Consider the following 22,235-nt stretch of genomic DNA (forward strand, 5'->3'; position numbering starts at 1 on the left):
GCCTGGTGATCATAGGGTGGAAAAATCTTAGTTTTTTGATTCCGTAGGGTCAATAAAAAATTTACACATAATTCAATTTTAGTTACATATAGTGTAACAATCTACAAAAAGGTCAGGCCGGGGCACCGCACGGGCGGTTTTAAGGCCAAACCGATCACATAGTGGAAGGGGATGCCTGGAGGGGGCAGCCGGGCGGCCTAGCGGCGGATGAGCACCACGCCGGCCACCAGGAGCAGGGCCCCCAGCAGGCGCAGGGGGTCGGCGGGCTGGCGGGCCAGGCCCAGGAGCCCGAAGTGGTCAAAGGCCAGGGAGGCGATCATCTGCCCGGCCACGAACAGGGCCAAGAGAGCGGCCGCGCCCAGGCGGGGCAGGAGCAGGATGATGATGACCACGTAAACGGCTCCGAACAGGCCGCCGGTCCAGGAAAGCCAGGAGCTTTTGGCCATGGCCGAGGCCGTGGGAAGGGGCTCGCGCATCACGGCCAGCACGGCCAGCATGACCAGGGTGCCGCCCAGATAGCTGACGAACGAAGCCCAGCAGGCCGAGCCCAGGGCCCCGCGCAGCTGGGAGTTCACCGAGGCCTGCACCACAAAGGACGCGCCCGCCGCGGCCGCCAAAAGGCCCAAGGCCCAGAAATGCCAAAATGCCGGCATGAGGCACCTCCGCTTTCAGATAGATACGGTGCGGCGGCATCAACCGCCTCGGGGCTGGCTGGTGTGGCGTCTAAGCTGAAAGGACCGGCAGGGGGGCGCTCAGGCGAGGGCGCCCGCGCCGAGAAGCTGCACGTTGAGGATCTCGCCTTGGGACAGGCTTTCCCGGCCCTCGGGTATGGCCGCCACCGCATGGGCCTTGGCCAGGGCGCTCAGGCGGCTGCGCTTGGACAGGGGATGGAACAGGGGCAGGCCGTCCTCGCCGGGGGACAGGGAGCCTTGGAAAAAGTCGGTCCAGGCCGGGTTGCCGTCCAATATGTCCGCCGCTAGACGGGCGCTCACCCGGGGCAGGCCGGGACGGGCTCGTCCGGCCAGGGCGTGCAGGCCGGGCAGGGCGATCTGCAAAAAACCCATGAGATTGGAAGGCGGACCGCCGGGCAAGAGAAACACCGGCTTGCCGGCCAGCAGGCCGAAGCCCACCGCCTTGCCCGGGCCCATGCGGATGCGGTGGAACACCTTGCGCCAGCCCAGCTCTTTCAGGGCCTGGGCCACCAGGTCGCGTTCGCCGCGCCAGGCCCCGCCGCTGGTGATCAGCGCGTCGCTGCCGGCCAGCAGGTCCTCCAGGGCTCGGCGCAGCTCCTCGGGCTGGTCGACCGCCATGCCCAGAGAGGGGGCCATGCCCTCGCGCGCGCAGAACCCGGCCAGGGTGATGATGTTGGAGGCGTGCACCTGGCCCGGCCGTAGGGGCAGGCCGGGCATGACGATCTCGCTGCCCGTGCCCAGGATGCCCACCCGGGGCCGCGCGAACACCATGGCCGAGCCCAGGCCGCCCGCGGCCAGCAGCCCGGCGGCCACGGGGGTGATGACTCGGCCCGTGGCCAGGATCAGGTCGCCCCGGGCCACGTCGCCGCCTGTGGGCAGGATGTTCTTGGCCTGGGACGGGGCCAGCACCAGCAAATCGCTGCCTTCCAGGCGGGTGTATTCCTCGGAGACCACCGCGTCCGCGCCGGGCGGGATGCGCGCGCCGGTGAGCACCCGCACCGCTTGGCCAGGCCCCACCGGGATTTCCTCGTGGTCCCCGGCGGCCATGATGCCCGCCAGCTCCAGGCGCACCGGCGCGGCCTCGCTGGCAGAGGCCACCTCGCTGCCGCGCAGAGCGTAGCCGTCCTTGCGCGAGGCCGCCGCGGCGGGGCTGTCCAGCAGGGCGCGCAGCTCGGCTCCGGCAACCCGGCCCACGCTCTCCAATAGCGGCGCGTCCTCCACGCCCAGGGGCTCCACGCCCTCAAGGGTCAGGCGCAGGGCCTCCTCGTATCCCAGAGACAAGCGGTTCATGCTCTCCTAAAGCCCAATCAGGCCGACAGCGGCCTGTATTGAATTTATAACCTGGACGGTCCGGGGGGCAACGGAATACCATGCAGCCTATGAAACACCCCCTGAAAACCCGGCCCATCCTGCGGGTGCGCGGCGACGCGGTAAGCCCGGACAGCATCACCTTTGCCGACGAGCGGCCGCTGAGTCTGGCGGTGCGCGGCCGGGCGCTCACCGTGCTCATGGCCACCCCGGGCCTGGAGTGCGAGTTGGCCGCGGGCTACGCCCTGACCATGGGCTGGGCCAAGCCCGGGGACACGCCGCCTCGGGTGGATTACCACGCCGGGCAGGCCCAGGTGGAGCTGGATTTGGCCGTGGACCCCGAGTCGCTGAGCCCTATCCGCGCCGCAGGGGGCGGCCTGCTGGGCCCCACCGAGGCCGAGCCCTTGGCGGAGGGCCCCGGCATGGAGCTGGGCCTGGCGCGAGGCCTCACCGAGGCCATGGGCCAAGGTCAGGTGCTCTACCCCCTGACCCGGGGTACCCACGCGGCCGCGCTGTTCGACGCGGCGGGCGGGCTGCTGGCCCTGGCCGAGGACGTGGGGCGTCACAACGGCCTGGACAAGGCAGTCGGGATGGCCTGGCTGGAGGGCAGCCTGAGCCGGGCGGTGGCCGTGGCCCTGTCCGGGCGGTGCAGCCTGGAGATGGTGCTCAAGACGGTGCGCGCGGGGGTGAGCATAATCGTGAGCGTGTCCTCGCCCACCGTGCCGGCGGTGGAGGCGGCCGAGCGGTTGGGCCTAACCCTGGCCAATTGCCACGGCCCGGAGAACCTGGTCATCTACACCCACCCCGGCCGCCTGCGCCAAAACGGCGAGCCCCTGCGCCTGGCCTGAGTCTTATTGCCAACCCGATTCGGCGATCTCGTCGTGATAGATGAGCTGAATCTTGACCGTGGTGCCCGCGGCCAGGGGGCCGGAGTCGGGGGGAATGATGATCAGGCAGTTGGCGTCGCGCATGGATTTGAACACCGATGACTTCTGGTCGCCGGCCAGGGCCACGTGCAGGCCGCCGTTGCCCAGGGAGAAACGCCCGCGCAGCAGGCGCAGGTTGTGGGTGGGCTTCTTGTCGATGGGCTCGTCCAGCACCGCGCTGACCACGGGCTTGAACAGCTTGCGCGCGCCCATGAGGGCCAGGAGGGCGGGGCGCACGAACTGGATGAAGCTGGTCATGGCCGAGACCGGGTTGCCCGGCAGGCTGAAGAAGAGCTTGTCGTCCATGGTGCCGAAGGAGCAGGGCTTGCCCGGCTTCACGCGCACCCGTCCAAAGCGCAGCTCCACGCCCAGGTCCGCGTAGGCGTCCTTCACGAAATCGTACTTGCCCATGGAGCCGCCGCCGGTGGAGAGGATCACGTCCGCGTCCAGGGCGCGGCCCAGGAGCTCGCGCACCTGGGGCAGGGAATCGCGGGCAATGCCCAGATGGTCCGGCTCGGCGTTGTACTTGCGGGCTTCGGCGCACAGGGCGTAGGCGTTCACGTCGCGGATCTGGCCGGGGGCGGGCTTTTCGCCCACCGCGGCTAACTCGTCGCCGGTGGAGATGATGGCCACGCGGGGCCGCTGGTACACCCGCACCGTGTCGTGGTTCAGGGCGGCCAGGATGCCCACATCGGCCGGGTTGAGCATGTCGCCCCGCATGAGCACCGCCTCGCCGCTCTCGATATTCTCGCCCCGGCGGCGGTAGTTCTCGTAAGGGGCCACGGCGCGAAAGAGCTCCACCTCGCCGCCATGTTCTCGGCTGTCCTCGAACTGCACCACTGCGTCCGCGCCCGGGGGCAGGGGAGCGCCGGTCATGATGCGCACCGCCTTGCCGGGCGTCACCGTCAGGCCGTTCAGCGAGCCCCCGGCCTGCACCTCGCCCACGATCTTCAGGCGCGCGGGGCGCTGGGGTGAGGCCCCGGCGGTGTCGCTGGAGGCCACCGCGTAGCCGTCGCGGGCCGAGGAGTCGGTGGGCGGCAGCATGGCGTCGGCCACCACGTCCTCATGCAGCACCCGGCGCACCGCCTTAAAGATGGATATCTCCTCCGGCCCCAGGGGCGTCACCGCGTCCAGGATGATCCTCTGGGCCTCGGGCAGGGAGACGGTTTTCATCTCTTGGCTCATACCGCTACGCCGTTTACCCCCAAATAAAAGCGCCCGCCAAGCAAGCAGTGGCCGGCGGGCGTTTTGGCGGCGAATCCCCCCGCCGCAGCAGCAGCGGGGGGACGCCGGTCAGCTCTGGTCGCCCTTGCCGGGCAGGCTCCTTTGCTCCACGGGCAGGGGAGGGGGCACGGCCTGGCCGCCGCCCAGCTCCTGCACCGCCGAGAAGCGGGAAGGGCAGGCTTCGTGGCAGGTGCCGCACTTGATGCACAGATCCTGGTCGATCACGTGCACCTTGCCCTTGGCCCCTTCGATGGCCTGCACCGGGCAGCGCCGGGCACAGATGCCGCAGGCCTGGCACTTCTCCGGGTCGATGTAAAAGGACACCGGCTCTTCGATGAGGCTGGTCACCTCGTCAAGAGTGAAGTGCCCTTCGTAGAGCTCCTTGTCCTTGAGCGGGGTGGAGAGCTTCTCGCGCTCGCTCACCTTGATGTAGGGGATGAGCTTGCGCACCGCGGCCAGCTTGGCCTTGACCTCCACCAGGTCCACGCCCTCGCCCTCGGCCAGGGGGCCCAGCTCCTTTGTCCGCTTGTTGAACTCGTCGACCTCGCGCGCGAACACCAGGCCCTCACCCGAGGACATGAAGGATACCTTGAGCCGGGCCGGGTTGAGCCCGATGTGCTCCAGGATGCGCTTGGCCAAGAGCACCGTGTTGAGAGCATGGTAGTTGCCGTGGGTGATGTAGTTGCATTCGCCCAGGCGGCAGCCGCCCACGAACACCCCGTCCATCCCGTTGGAGAAGGCCCGCAGAATAAACTCCAGGTCCACCCGGCCGGAACACATGACGCGGATGATTCGCATATCAGTGGAATATTGTAGTCTGGAAACTCCAGCCATGTCAGCGGCGCCGTACGCTCACCAATGGCAGAGGAACCCCAGAGTCTTCGGCTTGAATTTGGCAGCCGCGCTCATAGCTCCTCACCTCCTTTCCGGGTCTGGGCAAACATCATTGGTTCACCGCCGCGTCTATCTGCCCCAGGATGTCCTCGTCCGGAGGGGCGTAGGCGTCGATTTGGCTGAAGACCTCTTCGTCCGTGAAATGCTTTAGGTAGATGGCCCCGGTGGGGCAGCAGGCGTTGCACAGGCCGTCGCCCTTGCACAGCACCGGGTTGACCACGGCCTTGGGGCCGCCCTTGGTCTTGCGCATCTCGATGGCATCGTAGGAGCAGGCCTCCAGGCAGGCTCTGCAGCCCATGCAGGCGTCTTCCTTTACCTCGCACACGCTGCCCGACACGGTCACGATGTCGTTGGAGAGCATGGTGAGCGCGCGGCCGGCCGCGCCGTAGGCCTGGTTGATGGTCTCGTGGATGTACTTGGGGTAGTGGGCCGCGCCGCAGAGATACACGCCCTGAGTGGCGAACTCCACGGGGCGCAGCTTGACGTGGGCCTCCTTGAAGAAGCCGTCCTCGCCCAGGGCCGCGCCGAACAGGCCCGAGAGCTCCACGTTGTCCTCGCCGGGCACCACCGCCGCGGCCAGCATCACGTAGTCCGCGTCGATGGCGATCTCCGTGCTCAGGATGTAGTCGGGCAGGGACACCCTGAGGACCGGTTTGCCCTCGTCGGACTCGGCGGCCTCCACCTGGGGCGCCTGCTCGGGCTCGTAGCGCACGAAGCGCACTCCCAGCTCGTTGGCCTCGCGGTAGTGGTCCTCCATGTAGCCGTAGGTGCGCATGTCGCGGTAGAGGATGTATACGTCGCGCTCGGGGTTTTGCTTTTTCAGCTTGATGGCGTTTTTCACCGACTCGCCGCAGCACACGCGCGAGCAGTAGTTGCGCTCCTCGTTGCGGCAGCCCACGCACTGGATCATCACCACGGTTTCGGCCTCGGCCAGGCCCTCGTCGCCGTTGGTGATGCGCTCCTCCAGCTCCAGGTGGGTCATCACCCGCTCGTCCTGGCCGTAGAGGTACTCGTTGGGCTCATAGACCCCGGAGCCGGTGGCCACCACGGTGACCCCGTGCTTGATCTCCACCAGGCCGCGCCAGCTCTTCACCTTGGTGACGAAGTTGCCCACGTAGCCGGTGGCCTCGGTGATCTCGGCCCCGGTGTACACGTGCAACAGCGGGTGCTTGAAGACCTTGGCCTTTAGCTCTTCCAGATAGGCCGGCACGTCCAGGCCGTCCAGGGTGTCATGGATGCGCACCGCCAGGCCGCCCAGCTCATTGGACTTCTCCAGCAAATAGACCTCGTGCCCCTGCTCGGCGATGGACAGGGCCGCGGTCATGCCCGCGATGCCGCCGCCCACTACCAGGGCCGCCTTGTTAACCGGCAGGTCGATCTCGCTGAGCGGCTCCAATAGGCAGGCGCGGGCCACGGACATGCGGGTGATGTCCTGGGCCTTGGCGGTGGAGGCCTCTCGCTCCTTGGAGTGGCACCAGGAGCAGTGCTCCCGGATGTTGGCCATGTCGTAGTAGTACTGGTTGAGGCCAGCCTCACGCAGGGTGTCGCGGAACAGAGGCTCCAGGGTGCGCGGGCTGCACGCGGCCACCACCACCCGGTTGAGCCCCTTCTCCTTGATCATGTCGGTGATCTCTTTGGCGCTGTTGGTGGCGCAGGAGAAAAGCTGTTCCTGGGCGTAGACCACGTTGGGCAGGGTCTTGGCGAACTCCACCGTGCCCGGCACGTCCACGATGCGGCCGATGTTGGCCCCGCAGTGGCAAACGAACACGCCGATGCGCGGCTCCTCGCCGGTCACGTCCTTCTCGGAAGGATACTCGCGCTCCTTGGTCAGCTTGTCGCGGCGGTAATCCAGAAGCTCGCCGGTCTGGCTGCCCGCCGCGCTGGCGCTGAACACCGACTCCGGAATGTCCATGGGGCCCTGGAAGGCGCCGGACACGAACACGCCGGGCGCGCCGGTGTTCATGGGGTTGAAGGGCTCGCCCTTGCAGAAGCCGTGCTGGTCCAGCTCCAGGCCGAACATCTCGGCCAGGCGCTGGTTGTCCTCCGGCGGGTTGAGCCCCACCGAGAGCACCACCATGTCGAACTCCTCCTCCTTGACCCCCTCGTCCGGGGTGGAGTAGCGGATGATGACGTTGTGGTTCTCCGGGTTCTCGCCCACGATGTTCACATAAGAGCGGATGAAGCGGGTGTCGGCCAGAGCGGCCGTGTTCTGGTAGTAGCGCTCGAAGTCCTTGCCGTAGGCGCGCACGTCGTTGTGGAACACGGTGCACTTGGCGTCGGCGTGGTGGTCCTTGGTCAGAATCACCTGCTTCTGGGTGTAGGTGCAGCACACGCTGGAGCAGTAGGAGTTGTCGCCTTCGGTGAGGCGGCGCGAGCCGATGCACTGCAACCAGGCCACGTTTTGGGGGTGCTTCTTGTCGCTGGCCCGGAGGATCTCGCCCTCGTAGGGCCCGGTGGCGCACAAGAGGCGCTCGTAGTCCATGCTGGTGACCACGTTGGGGATGCGGCCGTAGCCGTACTCCTCCTTCACCGCCGGGTCATAGACCTCGTAGCCCGGGGACAGCACCACCGCGCCCACCCTGATCTGAAGCTTCTCGGGCTTCTGGTGGAAATCGATGGCGTTTGCCTGGCAGACGTTCTCGCAGATGCGGCATTTCTTCTCTTTAAGGTAGATGCAGCTCTCGTCGATGTAGGCGATCAGGGGGATCGCCTGCGCGAAGTAGATGTGCACCGCCTTGTTGTCGGAAATGCCCTGGTTGAACTTGTCCGGGTACTCCACCGGACAATATTCCACGCAGGAGGTGCAGCCGGTGCAGGCGTCCTCGATAACGTATCGGGGCTTCTTGACCAGGCTCACCGTGAAATCGCCCACCCCTCCTTCCACCTTTTCGATATCGGTGTAGGAGAGGACCTCTATATTTGGATGCCGGCCGACCTCGACCAGTTTAGGCGAGAGTATTCACATGGAGCAGTCATTGGTGGGATATGTCTTGTCCAACTGCGACATATGCCCGCCAATGGCTGGGTTTTTCTCCACTAGGTATACTCGGTAGCCCGCCGTGGCCAGGTCCAGGGAGGCTTGGATACCGCTGATCCCGCCACCCACGACCATCACGTCTCCGAATTCGCCGCCGGGCTGTTTAACAGCCTCTTGCGGCAACTGCTCTTCCGACATGGGCTCGTGTTCCCCTTTCCATATCCCCGGCGCTTCGCCCCGGGGCTTTATCGGCCGATTTGGCCGCTTATGCTCTTTCTGTCCGCCCGGGGCGGTTTCCCCCCCCCACCCCCGCGCGCGGCCCCCTAGAGGGCCTCGGCCACGATCTCGGTGATGTCCTTGATCTGGATGGCCTCATCGGCCTCCAGGGTAAGGATGCTGTCCTGGAAGTTGGAGATGCAGTAAGGGCAGGCCGTGGCCAGCACCTCGGCCTCCTGGTCCATGGCCTGCTGGAGGCGCAGGTCGCTGAAGCGCTCGCCCTTGGGGGTCTCCATCCAGATGCGGCCCCCGCCGCCGCCGCAGCACAGGCTGGCCTTGTGGTGGTCGGGCAGCTCCTTGAGGCTAAGGCCCGGCACCGCGCTCAGCACGCCGCGGGGCTCGTCGTACACCCCATTGTGGCGGCCCAGGTAGCAGGGATCGTGGTAGGCCACCGTCTTGGCGAACTCGTTCTTCAACTCCAGGCGGCCCTCGGCAATCAGCTCGGCCAGGAGCTGGCTCACGTGGACCACCTCGAAGTTCACCGCGAAATCGGGGTACTCGTTTTTGAAGGTGTGATAGCAGTGGGGCGAGGAGACCAGGATCTTCTTCACCCCGGCGTCGATGAAGTTCTTGATGTTTTCCTTGGCCAGGCGCTTGAACAGCTCCTCGTCGCCGGTTTTACGGATGCTCTCGCCGCAGCAGTTTTCCTGGGGCCCCAGGATGCCGAACTCCACCCCGGCGGCCTTGAGCACCTTGGCCGTGGCCTGGGCCACTTTCTTAAGGCGCGGGTCGTAGCTGAGGTAGCAGCCCGGGAAGTAGAGGTACTCCATCTCCTCGCTGAAGGTGCCGACCCCCTGGCCTTGGGCCCAGGCGGAGCGGTCCTTGCGCGACTCGTTGAGCGGGTTGCCCTCGCCGATGAGGCTGGCGCTGATGGCCCGGATGGGCTTGACCGAGGTGGGGAAGACGCCGTACTCGGTGGCCAGGCGCCTGAGGGCCACGCCGGACTCGATCTGCTTCACGTCGCGGGGGCACTGCTGGGGGCAGCGGCCGCAGGTGGTGCAGAGCCAGATATCCTCGCTCTCGATCTCGGTCATGCCGAAGGTGGCCTGGCGCACGATCTTGCGCATGGAAAAATCGCGCACCCGGTTCCAGGGGCACACCGCGTCGCACAGGCCGCATTGGAAGCAGCGCTTGAACAGGTCGCCGCCGCTATCGCGTATTACCTCTACAATTTCTTTGTAGTCGGCTACATTCTCCACTGTCCGTGCCAGTCCTTCCGCCGGGTGCTAAGGGCGCCCTAGGCTTTTTTCGATTGGGACATCCGGGCAACGGCGTCTTGCAGCTTGTCCAGGCCGAACTTGTCGGCCAAAGACATGAGCCCGGTCTCCATGTCCTCCAGGGGAGCCTCTTCCTCCTCGTCCACCTCTATCTCGCGCTCTTCGTAGGTGAGCACGTCGTTGAGGCACCACTTGACGCACTGAGGCTCGTCGGCGCCCTCGCACATATCGCACTTGAGCGGCAGCCCCGAGTCAGGGTCCTTGAACAGGTCGCGGGAGGGACAGGTGGCCCGGCAGAAGGCGCACTCGTCGTATTCCTTGCCGTCGATGGTGTATTTCTCGCGGCCCATGCACTCGGCCGGGGTGTACTCCCCGGCGAACACCGGCAGCCAGATGTCCTTGATGCGGTCGGTAAGGATCTGGATGCGGCTCTTGGCCGGGTTGATGCTGCTGTATCTGGGCTCGGCGTGGTAGGCGGAGCAGATAATCTCGCAGCCGCGGCAACCGTTGCAGCGGTCGGCGTCGACCTTGATCGTCTTGATGGTCTTTTTAATTTTCGCCATCTTCAAGCAAGCCTCTCTTGATCAGTTCGTCGGCCACGTAGTCCAGGTCCAGCTCATGCAGCCGTTCCTTGGTGGGAACGCCGTTGTCGTTCCAGCCCTTGAACTTGTAGTAGGTGCTGAGCAGCTCTTCTTCCAGCTCGGGGAAGCGGCGCTTCCAGTGATCCTCGGGCGGGTACTCGTCCTTGCGGGACATGCCGCGCAGGTTATTGAAGGCCCGGTGCAGGTTGCGGCTGCGGTTGACGATCTTCTGCAGGCTCTTCTCGTCCAGCTCCAGGCCGGTGAGCGCGGTGATCAGCTTGGGGTAGTTGTGGATGTGGTAGGGAGGCTTCAGGCAGAACGAGCCCATGCCCGCGCAGATGCACAAGGCATCGTCGATGTTGTGCAGCATCTCCATCCAGTCCACGATCTGGGAGGCGATCTCCGGGGTGGGGTAGTAGGGGATCGCCTTCTCGCCGCGGACCTCCCACTCCAAGAGCCACTCCTTCCAGTTATCGTCGGGCAGCTGAGGCCAGTCTTCCACGAAGCGCTCGCGCTGCTCCTTCTTGGGGAAGGCGGCCTGGGGCCAGTTGCCCTCGATCTGGGTGATGCTGATCTTCTCGTTGGTGGCGTACATCAGGAAATAGAGCGGGTCGAGCATGCCCAGCTTGATGGGCAGCTGCTCGTGCTTCTTGATGTTGTTGTGGGCCAGCTTCTCGGCCTCGGGGCCCAGGGCCTTGCCCGCCCAGTAGGTGCCGTTGGCCAGCAGGTCGCCCACCTTGCCCTTGCGGTGCACCATGTGGTCCAGCAGCCAGAAGAAGCGGCCCTCCTTGTCCTCGGGGCAACCCTCGAAGTCCTCGTCGGTGAGGATGCCCGCCTCCTTGAGCTCCACCGCGTAGGCCAGGATCTGAGGGGTGGAGAAGCCGTCTACCCCGTACTCGCTGGCCTTCTGGGCGATCTGGAAGCCGAAGTCCAGGTTGTCCACGTAGGCGGCCATGGCGTAGGTGAGCTTGGAGAAGCACTTCATCATGTAGCGGGGCACGTTGGGATAGTCGATGAGCGCGCCGCAGTGCTGGGGGCAGTTGTAGCAGGAGATGAGCCGGGCGATGGAGTCGGTCTGGGTCTTGGACCAGCTCTCGTCGATCTCGTCGGTCCAGAAGTCCTTGCGCCGCTCGCGGGCGTTGCCCCAGGCGAAGTTCTCGGTGTGCCACTTCTCGTCGGTGTGCACCATTTCCGCCGGGGAGCCGATGCCCGAGAGGATGGTCATCACGTCGGGGATGGGGTTGTTGTTGCGGTAGTTGATGTACTCGGTGATCTCGTCCATGATCTCCATGAACTTGGCGCCGTCGTGGATGTGCACGTCCTTGGTGCCCCGCACCGCCACGGCCTTGATCTTCTTGTCGCCCATGACCGCGCCGCCGCCCAGGCGGCTGGAGCTGGAGCGCGACTGCTCGATGGAGGCCACGAAGACCTTGTTTTCGCCTGCCGGCCCGATGGCCGCCACCTGGGCCCGGGGCTCGTCCAGCTCCTCGCGGATCAGGTCCTGGGTCTCCAGGGCGCCCTTGCCCACCAGGTGGGTGGCGTCGCGGAGCTCAACCTTGTCGTTGTTGATCCAGACGTAGACCCAGTCCGGCGATTTGTTGCTGAAGACCACCTTGTCGTAGCCCGCGTGCTTCAGCTCGGCCGACCAGAAGCCGCCCATCATGGGATAGGCCAGAAGCTCCGACTGGGGCGAAACGAAGCTGATCACGGTCCGGTTGGCGCTGAAGGCCGGGGTGGCGTTCAGCAGGCCGGAGCTGAAGATCAGCAGGTTTTCGGGGTCAAAAGGCTTGGTCTCCGGCGGCACCCGGTCCCAGTGAATCTTGACGCTGGTGCCCAGGCCGCCAAGGTGCGTCTCCAACACTTTGGGATCGGTCTCCACCCGCTCGATATTGCCGGTGGCCAGATCGATCTCCAGGTTATAACCAGTCTCTCCGTACCTCATTCTTACCTCTTTCGAAAGCAAAGAAACGGCGGGGATGGCTATGGAGCGATCCTCAAGTCCCTGCTTTGCATGCAGTCTTTTTAGACAGCCTACCGCCCCACATCTTAAGGGGCGGGTGAATGGTAGTTATAATATGGCTACAATGTAACTGAGTGTCAACCATAAAAACCACGGCAAGGCTTTATGTTAAAAATTCGGCCAGATGAGCGAAATTAGGGACAAAATCGTAGTTGAGGTTCGAGAGGGCACCTGTAAACCCCCTGTGATTGGTGGGGGCATGGCCCGGCGAAATTTGACCAGCTAGGGCATAGGCTTTAGTATGAGCCCTAGGGGAGGGCTCGGGCGCGCCGCCGTGGCTGCTACGAAAAATATCCATAAAAGACATTAATATTCGCCCCTTACCCCCCATGGTCCCCGCCAGGCCCTGGGACGCGTCCGCCGGAGTAATGACATGCCCGATTTGCACACCGCCTGCCGGGAGCCCGTGACCCCATGAGCCTGGAGCCCAACCAGCGCCGCGCCCTTTGCGGCATCTGCCCGGCCGGGTGCTGGATAATCGCCACCTACGATGGGGACGGCCGCCTGGCCAAGGTGGAGCCCGACCCGGCCTCGCCCCTGGGCATCACCTGCCGCCTGGGCGACCACTCGCCCGAGATCCTGTATTCCCCCGAGCGCCTGAAGACTCCCCTGCGCCGCAAGGGCCCCAAGGGCACCTACGATTTCGAGCCCATTTCCTGGGACGAGGCCTTCACGGCGATTGCCGAGCGCCTGCAAGGCATCAAGGCCGAGCACGGTCCCGAGGCCACCTGCGTGTACACCGGGCGCGGCTCCTTCGAGCTGGCCATGTGCGACCTGTACCAGCCCAAGGGCGTGGCGGTCTCCTCGGCCTCCTCGCTTTTGTTCCCCTTCGGATCGCCCAACACCATGGGCGTGGGCGCCTTGTGCTATGTGTCCTACGCCATGATCGCGCCCCATGTGACCCTGGGGAGTATGCACATCACCATGTTCAGCGACCTGGAGAACGCGGAGTTGATCGTGGTGTGGGGGGCCAACCCGGCCACGGACAGCCCGCCCATGGACTATCGCCGCATCGCCCAAGCGGTGGAGCGCGGGGCGCGCCTTGTGGTCATCGACCCCCGCCGCACCCTCACCGCCAAAATGCCGGGCGCGCGCTGGGTGCCCATCCGGCCGGGCACCGACGGAGCCCTGGCGCTGGGCATGTGCGCGGTGCTCATTTCCGAGGAACTCTACGACGAGGAGCTGACCCGCGACTGGACCCACGGCTTCGATCAGTTCGCTGCTTACGCCCAGCACTTTAGGCCCGAGGTGGTGGAGAACATCACCGGGGTGCCCGCTGACACGGTGAAGGAGCTGGCTCGGGAGATCGCCGGGGCGGCCGGGGCCGCGCCGGTGATGTACACCGGCCTGGAGTATTCCGACTCCGGGGTGCAGGCCATCCGGGCCACCCTGGCCCTGTGGGCCCTGGCCGGCCAGCTCGACGTGCCCGGCGGGCGCTGCTTTGCCATGCGGGAGAACAACTATCCCATCAACCGGGAACACCTGGTGGCCAACCCGGCCCCGGAAAAGGCCCTGGGCCGCGAGAGCTTCCCGCTCTACACCCTGTACCGCGAGGAGTCCCACGCCAACTGCCTGCCCCGCGCGGTGTTGGAGGGCGAGCCCTATCCCATCAAGGCCCTGATCAGTTTGGGCGCGTCGCTGTGCACCTCCTGGCCGAGGGCCTCGGTGTGGAAGGACACCCTGGCCGCCCTGGATTTCCTGGTGTGCGTCGACATCTTCCACAACGCTGACACCGCCTACGCGGACCTGGTCTTGCCCGCGGCCACCTGGTACGAGATCGAGTCCTACATGACCTACGGCCCCACCTTCCGCTTGCGCGAGCAAGTGGTGCCCCCGGTGGGCGAGGCCAAAAACGCCTTTTTCATCTTCAGCGAGATCGCCAAGCGCCTGGGCTACGGCCATCTTTACCCCCAGAACGAGCAGGAGGTGCTGGAGCGTGCCCTGGAGGGCGGGCCCTTCAGTTTGGACCAGGTGCGCGCCGCCGGGGGGCAAGTGAGTCTGCCCGGGGCCATGATGCAGTACAAGAAGTGGCAAAAGGGCCTGCTGCGCCCAGACGGCAAGCCCGGCTTCGACACCCCCACCGGCAAGATCGAGCTGTTCTCCACCATCCTGGCCGAGCACGGCTATGCCGGGCTGCCCGAGTACACCGAGCCCTCGGAGAGCCCGGTGTCGCGCCCCGACCTGGCCGAGGACTACCCCCTGGTGTTCAACTCCGGGGCGCGGGTGAGCACTGACTTCCGCTCCCAATTCCACCACATCCCCGGCTTGGTAAAACGCCGCCCCGAGCCCACCGTGACCCTCAACACCCACGACGCCGAGGCGCGGGGCATCGTCAACGGCGACTGGGTGCGCCTTTCCTCGCCGCGCGGCGCGGTGCGTTTGCGGGCGCATGTGACCGAGGACATCGTGCCCGGCGCGGTGGACGCCAACATGGGCGGGGGAGGGCCGCTAGGCCCCCAGGCCTGGCAGGACTGCAACATCAACGACCTCACCGAGCTGAAGTACGACCCCATCAGCGGCTTCCCCATTTACAAGGCGCTCTTGTGCGAGGTGGCCAAAGAGCAGGGCGCGGGCGAGGCCGTGGCGGTGGACTCCGGCGAAGGCGCGGCGGCCCAGGTGCGGCCTGCGCCGCGCGCTGCCCAGGCGGGGCCGCGCATCTACCTGGACCACAACGCCACCACGCCCCTGGACCCGGGGGTGGCTTCGGCCATGAGCGAATTTTTGGCGGCCGAGTTCGGCAACCCTTCGGCCATCTACCGCGAGGGGCGCGCGGCGGCCACGGCCCTGGCCGAGGCGCGGCGCAAGCTGGCCTCCCTGCTGGGGACCACCGCCCGCCGCCTGACTTTCACCTCCGGGGGCAGCGAGGCCAACAACCAGGTGATCAAGGGCGTGGCCCTAGACCCGGCCAACCGGGACCAGCGCTTCATCACCTCCAGCGTGGAGCACCCCTCGGTGCTGAGGGTCTTCTCGTGGCTGGCCGATCTGGGCTGGGACGTGGTGATTCTGCCCGTGGACCGCGAGGGTCTGGTGCGGCCGGATGACCTGGTCGAAGCCATGGAGAAGCCCACCGCCCTGGTGAGCATCATGCTGGCCAACAACGAGACCGGCGGCTTGCAGCCCATCGCGGAGCTGGCCGCCCTGGCCCATGGGGCCGGGGCCTTGTTCCACACGGACGCGGTGCAGGCGGTGGGCAAGATTCCGCTGAACGTGGGTGAGCTGGGCGTGGACTTCCTGAGCCTGTCCGGCCACAAGCTGCACGGGCCCAAGGGAGTGGGCGCGCTCTACGCGCGGCAGGGATTGGAGCTGGCCCCCCTGGTGCATGGCGGCGGCCAGGAGGGCGGCCGGAGGGCGGGCACCGAGAACACCGCATCCGTCGTGGGCCTGGGCGCGGCGGCCGAGCTGGCCGCGCGCAGCCTGGGCAAAATGGGCGGCCAGGTGGCCGCGCTGCGCGACCGGCTGTGGTCGGGCATCCGGGAGCTGGTGCCGGACGCGCGGCTCAATGGCCCGCGAGAGGGACGTTTGCCCAACACCCTGAGCGTGTCCCTGCCCGGCATCCGGGGCGAGTCCTTGGTGCTGGCCCTGGATCAGAAGGGCGTGGCCTTGTCTTCGGGCTCGGCCTGCCGGGCGGGCAGCCCGGAGCCCTCGCACGCGCTGTTGGCCATGGGCCTGAGCGACGAGGAGGCGCACTGCGCCTTGCGTTTTTCCCTGGGCCGCGAGAACACGGCCGATGAGATCGAGCGAACCTTGCAACTAATGCGGCAGGTGATCGCCGAGAGCGAGAACCTGGTGCGCTTCGTGCCCTGCCGGTAAGGCAGCGGGGAGCGGCGGATATGCGCCTGAAAGCCTGCATCAAGGCCGAACAAGAGCGGCTGGAGATTCACGACTATTTGGACCTGGACCACCGCGAGGAGATGCGGCGCCTGGTGGGGGAGGGGCTGAGCGCGGCCGACAAGTGGCTGCACTGTAAATACCTCTACGACCAGCGCGGTTCCGAGCTCTTCGACCAAATCTGCCGCACCCCGGAGTATTACCCCACCCGCACCGAGATGGCCCTCTTGGAGCGCCACGCCGGGGAGATCATGGATTTCTTCGCCTGGCGCGGGGGCGACCTGGTGGAGATGGGCTCGGGCTCCAACCAGAAGATACGCCTGCTCCTGGACGGCCACGCGCCGCGAGCCGGAGGGCATCTGCGCTACGTGCCCTTTGACATCAGCCAGAGCGCCCTGGAGGAGGCGGCCCGCGAGCTCCTGGAGCTATATCCCGGCCTGGAGGTCATGGGCATCGTGGGCGACTACACCCGCCATTTGGCCGCGTTGCCGCCGGGCCGCAAGCTGGTGCTGTTTTTGGGCAGCACCCTGGGCAACTTCAACGAGGCGGACGGCCTGGCCCTGCTCAGGGGCGTGGCCGCGGCCATGGGCCCGGAGGACCGCTTTCTCCTGGGCCTGGACATGGTCAAGCCGGTGGAGGTGCTGGAGGCGGCTTACAACGACGCGGCCGGGGTGACCAGCCGCTTCATCAAGAATATCCTGGCCCACCTCAACCGCGAGCTGGGCGCGGACTTCCCTCTGGAGCACTTCGAGCACCACGCTTTTTTCAACCCCCAACGCGAATGCATGGAGATGCACCTCCGGGCGCGGCGAGAGCTGAGCTGCCGGGTGGGCGACCTGGGCATGGAAGTGGGCTTCGAGCCCGGCGAGACGATCCACGTGGAGATCGCCCGCAAGTTCGCCCCCGAGAGCGCCCGCGCCATGCTGGAGCAGGCCGGGTTCCGCCTCACCCGCTGGTTCAGCGACGAGCGGGGCTGGTTCTCCCTGGTGGAGCTGGCCTTGGCGGGGTAGGGGGCGGCCTTCGCATCAGCTAGGCGTTGCGAAGGTGTTTGCCTTGTGCAAGTTGCCCAGGTCGGGAGGGGATGGGCGCTTGGCATAAAAAGAAGGACCAGCTTGCGGCTGGTCCTTTTGTCTTTTGTGTGGCTGGGGCTACATGATTGCATAATACTGGCTTTGAAGTGAAAGGCAGATTGAGTTGCATAATAGGTAATTAATTTTTAAAGGCGCTCAATCGTGTGGATTTAGTGGGCAATGGTAGCAGTTCAGAGCCTTTATACTAATTTATTATTAGCAGGATGGATTTATTTGGTTCACAACGAATAATCCATTATTTGTTGCGGAATTAGGGATTGAGTTTTTATGGAACCTCGTATACTTTGAAGTGAATTTATCAACCATAATAGGGGATGATAATTGACCATCGACGAATTACGTTTGGCAGCGGAAACGTACCTAGCCCCCCTGTTGTCTGCCCAGGTCCTTCCTGCCCTCGAACCTTGCCAACCATATTGTAGCCGTGTTGCTGCACTAGACCCTAGCAGAATTGGTATCAAAGCAAGCGATGGTGATACAGAAAGGATTGTGATTAACCGGACTCCAGGGTTTCCTCCAGAAGAACTCCAAATAGCAAAGGATTTTACAGAAGAGTTATTTAATATTTATGGGGCTACGGCGCAGGGTTATCGGCAAGAGTTGTTATCATTTCTTCCTGCGAGAGCAATTGCTCGGCATCTGGGGGGAATGGAGGCAACCAAGATCGTTTTGCGTCAATTTGAAAAATGGGCTGCGAGGACATATGAAGGAGGGGCCATCTCGTCTTTAGTGGGTATCGATCCAGGATGTACTGAACGTGATGTTTTACTGGCAGAACTTTTTGAACACGATTTTTCGGCGGTGTTGAGCAATGGGTTCGATACACTCCTGTTGTCTTCGCCTGGGGGAAGTGTGGGAGGTGCCAGACAATTATCCGTGAGTGAAGACAATTTGCGATTTGCGCCTTATAGACTTAGCCCTGTTGCAGGGTGGTCCGAAGGCAATAAGGTCGCTTTCGTACTGAATAGGCTCGGTGAACAATTGGTTTTTAAGGGAAAGAAACTAATATTTGCAAAAAGGCGTGGAGAATGGCGCTATTATTCCCACGAAATGTATATCAGACAAATGCAGCCGCCTCAAAAGAGGGAACTACGTGAGGCTGTGTACGAAAGTTGTATCGATACTTCCTTCGCACGAACAGGTGGATGCATAATCATTGTTAGGTCCGGTTCCGTTGATGATGCAAATGAGTTGATATCTAGTTCGGATCGTCTAGATGGAACAAATCAATCTATTAAAACAAAGACAATTAAAACGATGACGAATAAAAAATTCCAAAAATTAGATCGACGATTGCGACAGGAGCTTCTCGCATTAGATGGTGCAACAATATTGACCCATGATGGAGATGTCCTCGCGGTTGGGGCAATAATTAGCGTTCCTTCTGGTAGCGACGGTGGAGGCCGTAGAGCGGCCGCCAAAAAGGGAAGCACGTTAGGGCTGGGCATTAAAGTGTCTGAAGATGGTGAGATAACAGCATTTAAGAACGAGGAACAGGTCTTTACAGCCTAGAAGATCAAATGTCTTTTAATATTGGTTCTTAAAGTAGAAGGACCAACTTGCGGCTGGTCCATTTATCTTCATGCCTGGCGGGACGACCCAGTTCCGAGCCGCCGCCCATGGCGTGGCGACGGCCCAGATCGAATCAGTAACTGTTGATCAGGTCGGCCTTGGCCTGAAAAACATTGCTGACCGAATCGCCGAACAGGAAAGAGGCGAAGGCGATCCCTCCGGCCAGGAACGACAGGATAAGGGCGTATTCCAGCGCGCTGACGCCGGTGTCGTCTAAGGCAAGTTGGGCTAGGCGGGGCATGGGGCAGGCCTCCAACCAAAAATTGCTATGTTAGCTAGAAATTTTATCACGGGCCGCTTCAAGAAGGAAATCGCTTCTTTGCCCTCCCGAACCGAGACAAAAAAGGACCAGCCTTGCGGCTGGTACTTTTATCTTTTGCTTGGCGGGGACGACCGGGCTCGAACCGGCGGCCTGAATGCATGGCGTATTTAGTCACCCGCATGCCGTCAAAAAGGCATGGGGTTTGTTTTCAACAAGCCATTTGAGATAACATGGCGAGTCATAGGGCATTAATGGTCTACGGCCACCCAGGGATTCTGCTGCCCTTAATATCTACCAGGCTTGCATGTGGCTGGGTTCCATGATCGACCTCACCGCAAATGATGCGAATCTGCTTCTGAAGATATCGGAAAAGTTATCCGGCAGCCTGAGCCAAATAGAAGTCAGGCTTTCGGCGGGGGAGGAGCTTTTACGGCTTCTCAGGGCCGACTATCTGGCCTCATACGTTTGGGAGCCAGCCAAAAAAGTTTTTGAGCAGGGCGTCAGCATCAACATGGATCCCAAAAACCTGGCGCGCTACGACGAATACTTTCAGTTCCGCGATCCCATCACGCCAGCATTGCAGAAACAACGGAGCGCCACTCCGGTACACCGCGTAATGCCCCAGGGAGACCTGGAGCGGACGGAGTTCTTCAACGATTTTCTTGCCAGAGACGGCTTGCACCATGGGATCAACCTGTACGCCTACGATGGAAACCTGAATATCGGCGACCTTCGTATCTGGCGCAACAAACGTCAGCCGGAGTTTGATGGACGAGACGTTCAACTGCTGAACCTGGTCAAGCCTCACTTCAAGAACGCCTTGCGCAACGCGAGGGTCCGCCTGGCCTTGCAAAAAGGGGCGGAATCCACGACGCGCCATTATTGGGAGAACTCCCCGATCCCCTGTTTCGTCTTTGACCGGGAATTGAGCCTGTTTTTCCGCAACCAAGCCAGCATGAGGTTGGAAAAGCAGATGCCGGAGCGTCAGTTTTCCCAATTGATGTCCCAGGTGTCGCGGGCCGCTGGGGGGAAGCTGCCGGAAGACGGCTGGGGGCCTTTCCAGATTTCGGTGTTCCGTCCCGAACCGAGCGGTGATGAAAAGCGGCACCTGGTGGTTCATGTGCAACGCGCCGCTCAACCGAGGTTGCACGCCGCTTGGCTGCGCTCCCGGTTCGGCTTGTCTCAGCGCGAGTCGCAGATAGCCATGTTGTTGGTAAAGGGCCTGGCCGACAAGGAGGTCGCGGGAATACTCTCGATTACCTTCAACACGGTGCGCGCTCACATCAAGAGCATTTTTCATAAGCTGGAAGTTACCAACCGCACCGAATTGCTGCACACCATGATGCACGATCTGGTGGACATCACCCTGGATTAGGCCCACCTCCCCAATCCTGGGGATACCATTGTCCCTTCTCTCCGTGTTCGACTGCTTCTCGGAAAGCCACCCGCAACCAATGCCGGTCCAAAGGAGCAGTCATGTCCAATAATGAAGAGATGTCCAGAAGGCAATTCGTGAAGATGTCCCTGGCCGCCGGGGCAGGCGCCGCCTTGTTGCCGGCCATGGGGGCAACGGTGTTCGCGTCCGGCCAAGCCGGAGCAACCGCCGGCTTGCCGGTGTACCTGCTCGAAGAAAAGATCCGTCAGGGCAAGCTGACTGCGAGCAAGTTGGTGGAGATCTACCTGGAGCGCATCGCCAAATACGGCGGCAAAAAGGGCCTGAACTGCTATATAACCTTGGCCGGCCAGCAGGCGCTGGCCCGGGCCAAAAAGCTGGACGCCATGGCCGCCCACCACAAATTCGCCGGCCCGCTGCACGGCATCCCGGTTGCCGTGAAGGACAACCTAGACACCATGGAGATAGTCACCACCGGCGGCTCCAAGATTTTAGCCCAGTGGCGGCCGCCCCAGGACGCCTATGCCGTGGCCCGCCTGCAACAGGCCGGCGCCATCATCCTGGGCAAGACCAACATGCACGAGTTCGCCTTCGGCATCACCACCAACAACCCTCACTACGGCCCCTGCCGCAACCCTTATGACCAGACCCGCATCCCCGGGGGCTCCAGCGGCGGCTCGGCCGCGGCTGTGGCGGCCGACCTCTGCGCCGCTGCCCTGGGAACCGATACCGGCGGCTCGGTGAGGATACCTTCGGCCCTTTGCGGAGTGGTCGGTCTTAAGCCGACCCTGGGCCTGGTGGGCCGCGGCGGCATGATGTACTTGTCCTTCACCCGCGACTGCATCGGGCCTATTACCAGGTCGGTCAGCGATGCGGCTATCGTCTTGGAGGCCATCGCCGGCAAAGACGCCCGCGACCCGGAAAGCGGCCGGGGCCCCGCCAAAATCCCCAATTATTCCGCCTTTGCCAAAACCGGCCTCAAGGGCAAGAAGTTCGGCCTGCCCAAAAATTACTTCTTCGACAATATCAGCCCGGACACCGCCAAGGTGATAGACCAGGCCATCAAGCTGGTGGAGAAGCAGGGGGGGCAGGTCAAGGAGGTGGAGGTCAAGCACATGGACCTGGTCACCTCGGCCGGGTTCAACATCGTGCTCTCGGAGGCGGTCTACCTCATGGAGGACTATTTGCGCGCCTTTGACCCCAAGGCGAGCATTGACAAGTACCTGGACCAGATGGGCCCTGACGTCAAGGGCGTGCTGGGCAGCCAGAAGGGCACCCCCAAGAGCAAGCCGGTGCCCGGATGGGTCTACTCCCGATCCCTACGCAAGGAGCGCGGGCTCATCATCGCCGGCATGGCCCAGGCCCTGGACGGGCTTGACGGACTGCTCACCCCCACCACTCCCTTGCCGGCCGCCAAGATCGGCGAGGACGTGGACACCACGCTCAACGGCAAGAAGGTCAACACCTTCCTCACCTTCATCCGCAACTGCGACCCCATCAGCGTGGCCGGTTTCCCGGCGATTACAGTGCCGGCCGGTTTCTCGGGGAACGGATTGCCCATCGGCCTGCAAATCATTGCCCGGCCTTGGGAGGAGATGAGTCTTCTGAGCCTGGGTTACGGCTTCGAGCAGGCGGCGGGGCCGCGCAAGCCGCCCCGATTAAAGGGCTGATACGCTTGCCAGACAAAAAAGGACCAGCCTTGCGGCTGGTCCTTTTATCTTTTGCGTGGCGGGGACGACCGGGCTCGAACCGGCGGCCTCCGGCGTGACAGGCCGGCGCTCTAACCAAACTGAGCTACGCCCCCGCGTAGATCTATTTTATAAGCCGTAGGCTCTGGGCTCGGGCCCACCGCCATCGCCCTCGTCAGGGGTAATGGTGGTAGGCGGAACAGGACTCGAACCTGTGACCCCCGGCTTGTAAGGCCGATGCTCTCCCAACTGAGCTACCCGCCCAAGTCCCGGGGCCGCGCGCCTT

Annotated in this window: 16 protein-coding genes and 2 tRNA genes; 6 read left to right on the top strand and 12 right to left on the bottom strand. The window is 63.7% G+C overall.

All coding sequences use genetic code 11. The features are described 5' to 3' along the window. Nucleotides 1-197 precede the first annotated feature (197 nt). On the bottom strand, nt 198-653 hold the full coding sequence (locus KQH53_05410; protein MCB2226098.1) for a DMT family transporter: 456 nt from the start codon (nt 651-653) through the stop codon (nt 198-200). A gap of 99 nt (nt 654-752) precedes the next feature. Further along, nucleotides 753-1,982, bottom strand: a complete 1,230-nt coding sequence (locus KQH53_05415; protein ID MCB2226099.1) for a molybdopterin molybdotransferase MoeA — start codon at nt 1,980-1,982, stop codon at nt 753-755. Between the two features lie 80 nt (nt 1,983-2,062). Here KQH53_05415 and KQH53_05420 point away from each other — a divergent pair, with 80 nt between their 5' ends. Further along, the gene (locus tag KQH53_05420; GenBank protein MCB2226100.1) at nt 2,063-2,848 is read left to right on the top strand and encodes a formate dehydrogenase accessory sulfurtransferase FdhD; all 786 of its coding nucleotides are present in this window, start codon (nt 2,063-2,065) and stop codon (nt 2,846-2,848) included. Between the two features lie 3 nt (nt 2,849-2,851). On the opposite strand, the gene KQH53_05425 is transcribed toward KQH53_05420, so the two are convergent. The 7 genes from KQH53_05425 to KQH53_05455 all read right to left on the bottom strand — a co-directional run bounded on the left by KQH53_05425 (nt 2,852) and on the right by KQH53_05455 (nt 12,037). After that, the gene (locus KQH53_05425) at nt 2,852-4,099 is read right to left on the bottom strand and encodes a molybdopterin molybdotransferase MoeA (GenBank protein ID MCB2226101.1); all 1,248 of its coding nucleotides are present in this window, start codon (nt 4,097-4,099) and stop codon (nt 2,852-2,854) included. 120 nt (nt 4,100-4,219) lie between these two features. Continuing rightward, nucleotides 4,220-4,729 carry a 4Fe-4S binding protein gene (locus KQH53_05430; protein MCB2226102.1) on the bottom strand — a complete coding sequence of 170 codons (510 nt, stop codon included), beginning with the start codon at nt 4,727-4,729 and terminating at the stop codon, nt 4,220-4,222. A 364-nt stretch (nt 4,730-5,093) separates the two neighbouring features. After that, nucleotides 5,094-7,916: an FAD-dependent oxidoreductase gene (locus tag KQH53_05435; protein ID MCB2226103.1), complete on the bottom strand. Its 2,823-nt coding sequence runs from the start codon at nt 7,914-7,916 to the stop codon at nt 5,094-5,096. Nucleotides 7,917-8,003: 87 nt separating this feature from the next. After that, nucleotides 8,004-8,219 carry an FAD-dependent oxidoreductase gene (locus KQH53_05440; protein MCB2226104.1) on the bottom strand — a complete coding sequence of 72 codons (216 nt, stop codon included), beginning with the start codon at nt 8,217-8,219 and terminating at the stop codon, nt 8,004-8,006. Between the two features lie 125 nt (nt 8,220-8,344). Continuing rightward, a complete protein-coding gene (locus tag KQH53_05445; GenBank protein ID MCB2226105.1) occupies nt 8,345-9,496 on the bottom strand; it encodes a (Fe-S)-binding protein in 1,152 nt (383 codons plus the stop codon). A 38-nt stretch (nt 9,497-9,534) separates the two neighbouring features. Beyond that, nucleotides 9,535-10,083, bottom strand: coding sequence for a hypothetical protein (locus tag KQH53_05450; GenBank protein MCB2226106.1), 549 nt, complete (start codon nt 10,081-10,083; stop codon nt 9,535-9,537). Then, a complete protein-coding gene (locus tag KQH53_05455; GenBank protein ID MCB2226107.1) occupies nt 10,064-12,037 on the bottom strand; it encodes a hypothetical protein in 1,974 nt (657 codons plus the stop codon). Before KQH53_05455 ends, KQH53_05450 begins: the two co-directional genes overlap by 20 nt. A 492-nt stretch (nt 12,038-12,529) precedes the next feature. Here KQH53_05455 and KQH53_05460 point away from each other — a divergent pair, with 492 nt between their 5' ends. The 3 genes from KQH53_05460 to KQH53_05470 all read left to right on the top strand — a co-directional run bounded on the left by KQH53_05460 (nt 12,530) and on the right by KQH53_05470 (nt 18,546). Beyond that, the gene (locus KQH53_05460) at nt 12,530-15,925 is read left to right on the top strand and encodes an aminotransferase class V-fold PLP-dependent enzyme (GenBank protein MCB2226108.1); all 3,396 of its coding nucleotides are present in this window, start codon (nt 12,530-12,532) and stop codon (nt 15,923-15,925) included. A gap of 20 nt (nt 15,926-15,945) precedes the next feature. Beyond that, entirely contained in the window at nt 15,946-16,953 is a 1,008-nt protein-coding gene (egtD, locus tag KQH53_05465; protein ID MCB2226109.1) for an L-histidine N(alpha)-methyltransferase, read from the top strand. A gap of 402 nt (nt 16,954-17,355) precedes the next feature. Continuing rightward, nucleotides 17,356-18,546 (top strand): hypothetical protein, encoded by a 1,191-nt coding sequence (locus KQH53_05470; protein ID MCB2226110.1) that lies wholly within the window; start codon nt 17,356-17,358, stop codon nt 18,544-18,546. A gap of 133 nt (nt 18,547-18,679) precedes the next feature. Here KQH53_05470 and KQH53_05475 read toward each other — a convergent pair whose 3' ends face one another. Further along, entirely contained in the window at nt 18,680-18,847 is a 168-nt protein-coding gene (locus KQH53_05475) for a hypothetical protein (GenBank protein MCB2226111.1), read from the bottom strand. A gap of 340 nt (nt 18,848-19,187) precedes the next feature. Between KQH53_05475 and KQH53_05480 the strand changes: the two genes are divergently transcribed. Then, complete coding sequence (locus tag KQH53_05480) at nt 19,188-20,243, top strand: LuxR C-terminal-related transcriptional regulator (GenBank protein ID MCB2226112.1); 1,056 nt, start codon at nt 19,188-19,190, stop codon at nt 20,241-20,243. Nucleotides 20,244-20,344: 101 nt separating this feature from the next. Next, nucleotides 20,345-21,931 carry an amidase gene (locus tag KQH53_05485; protein ID MCB2226113.1) on the top strand — a complete coding sequence of 529 codons (1,587 nt, stop codon included), beginning with the start codon at nt 20,345-20,347 and terminating at the stop codon, nt 21,929-21,931. A 56-nt stretch (nt 21,932-21,987) separates the two neighbouring features. Here the strand turns inward: KQH53_05485 and KQH53_05490 are convergent. Beyond that, nucleotides 21,988-22,065, bottom strand: a tRNA-Asp gene (locus KQH53_05490). A 72-nt stretch (nt 22,066-22,137) separates the two neighbouring features. Then, a tRNA-Val gene (locus KQH53_05495) sits at nt 22,138-22,213 on the bottom strand. Nucleotides 22,214-22,235 lie beyond the last annotated feature (22 nt).

It is taken from the genome of Desulfarculaceae bacterium (genome assembly GCA_020444545.1).
Classification (GTDB): Bacteria; Desulfobacterota; Desulfarculia; order Desulfarculales; family Desulfarculaceae; genus Desulfoferula.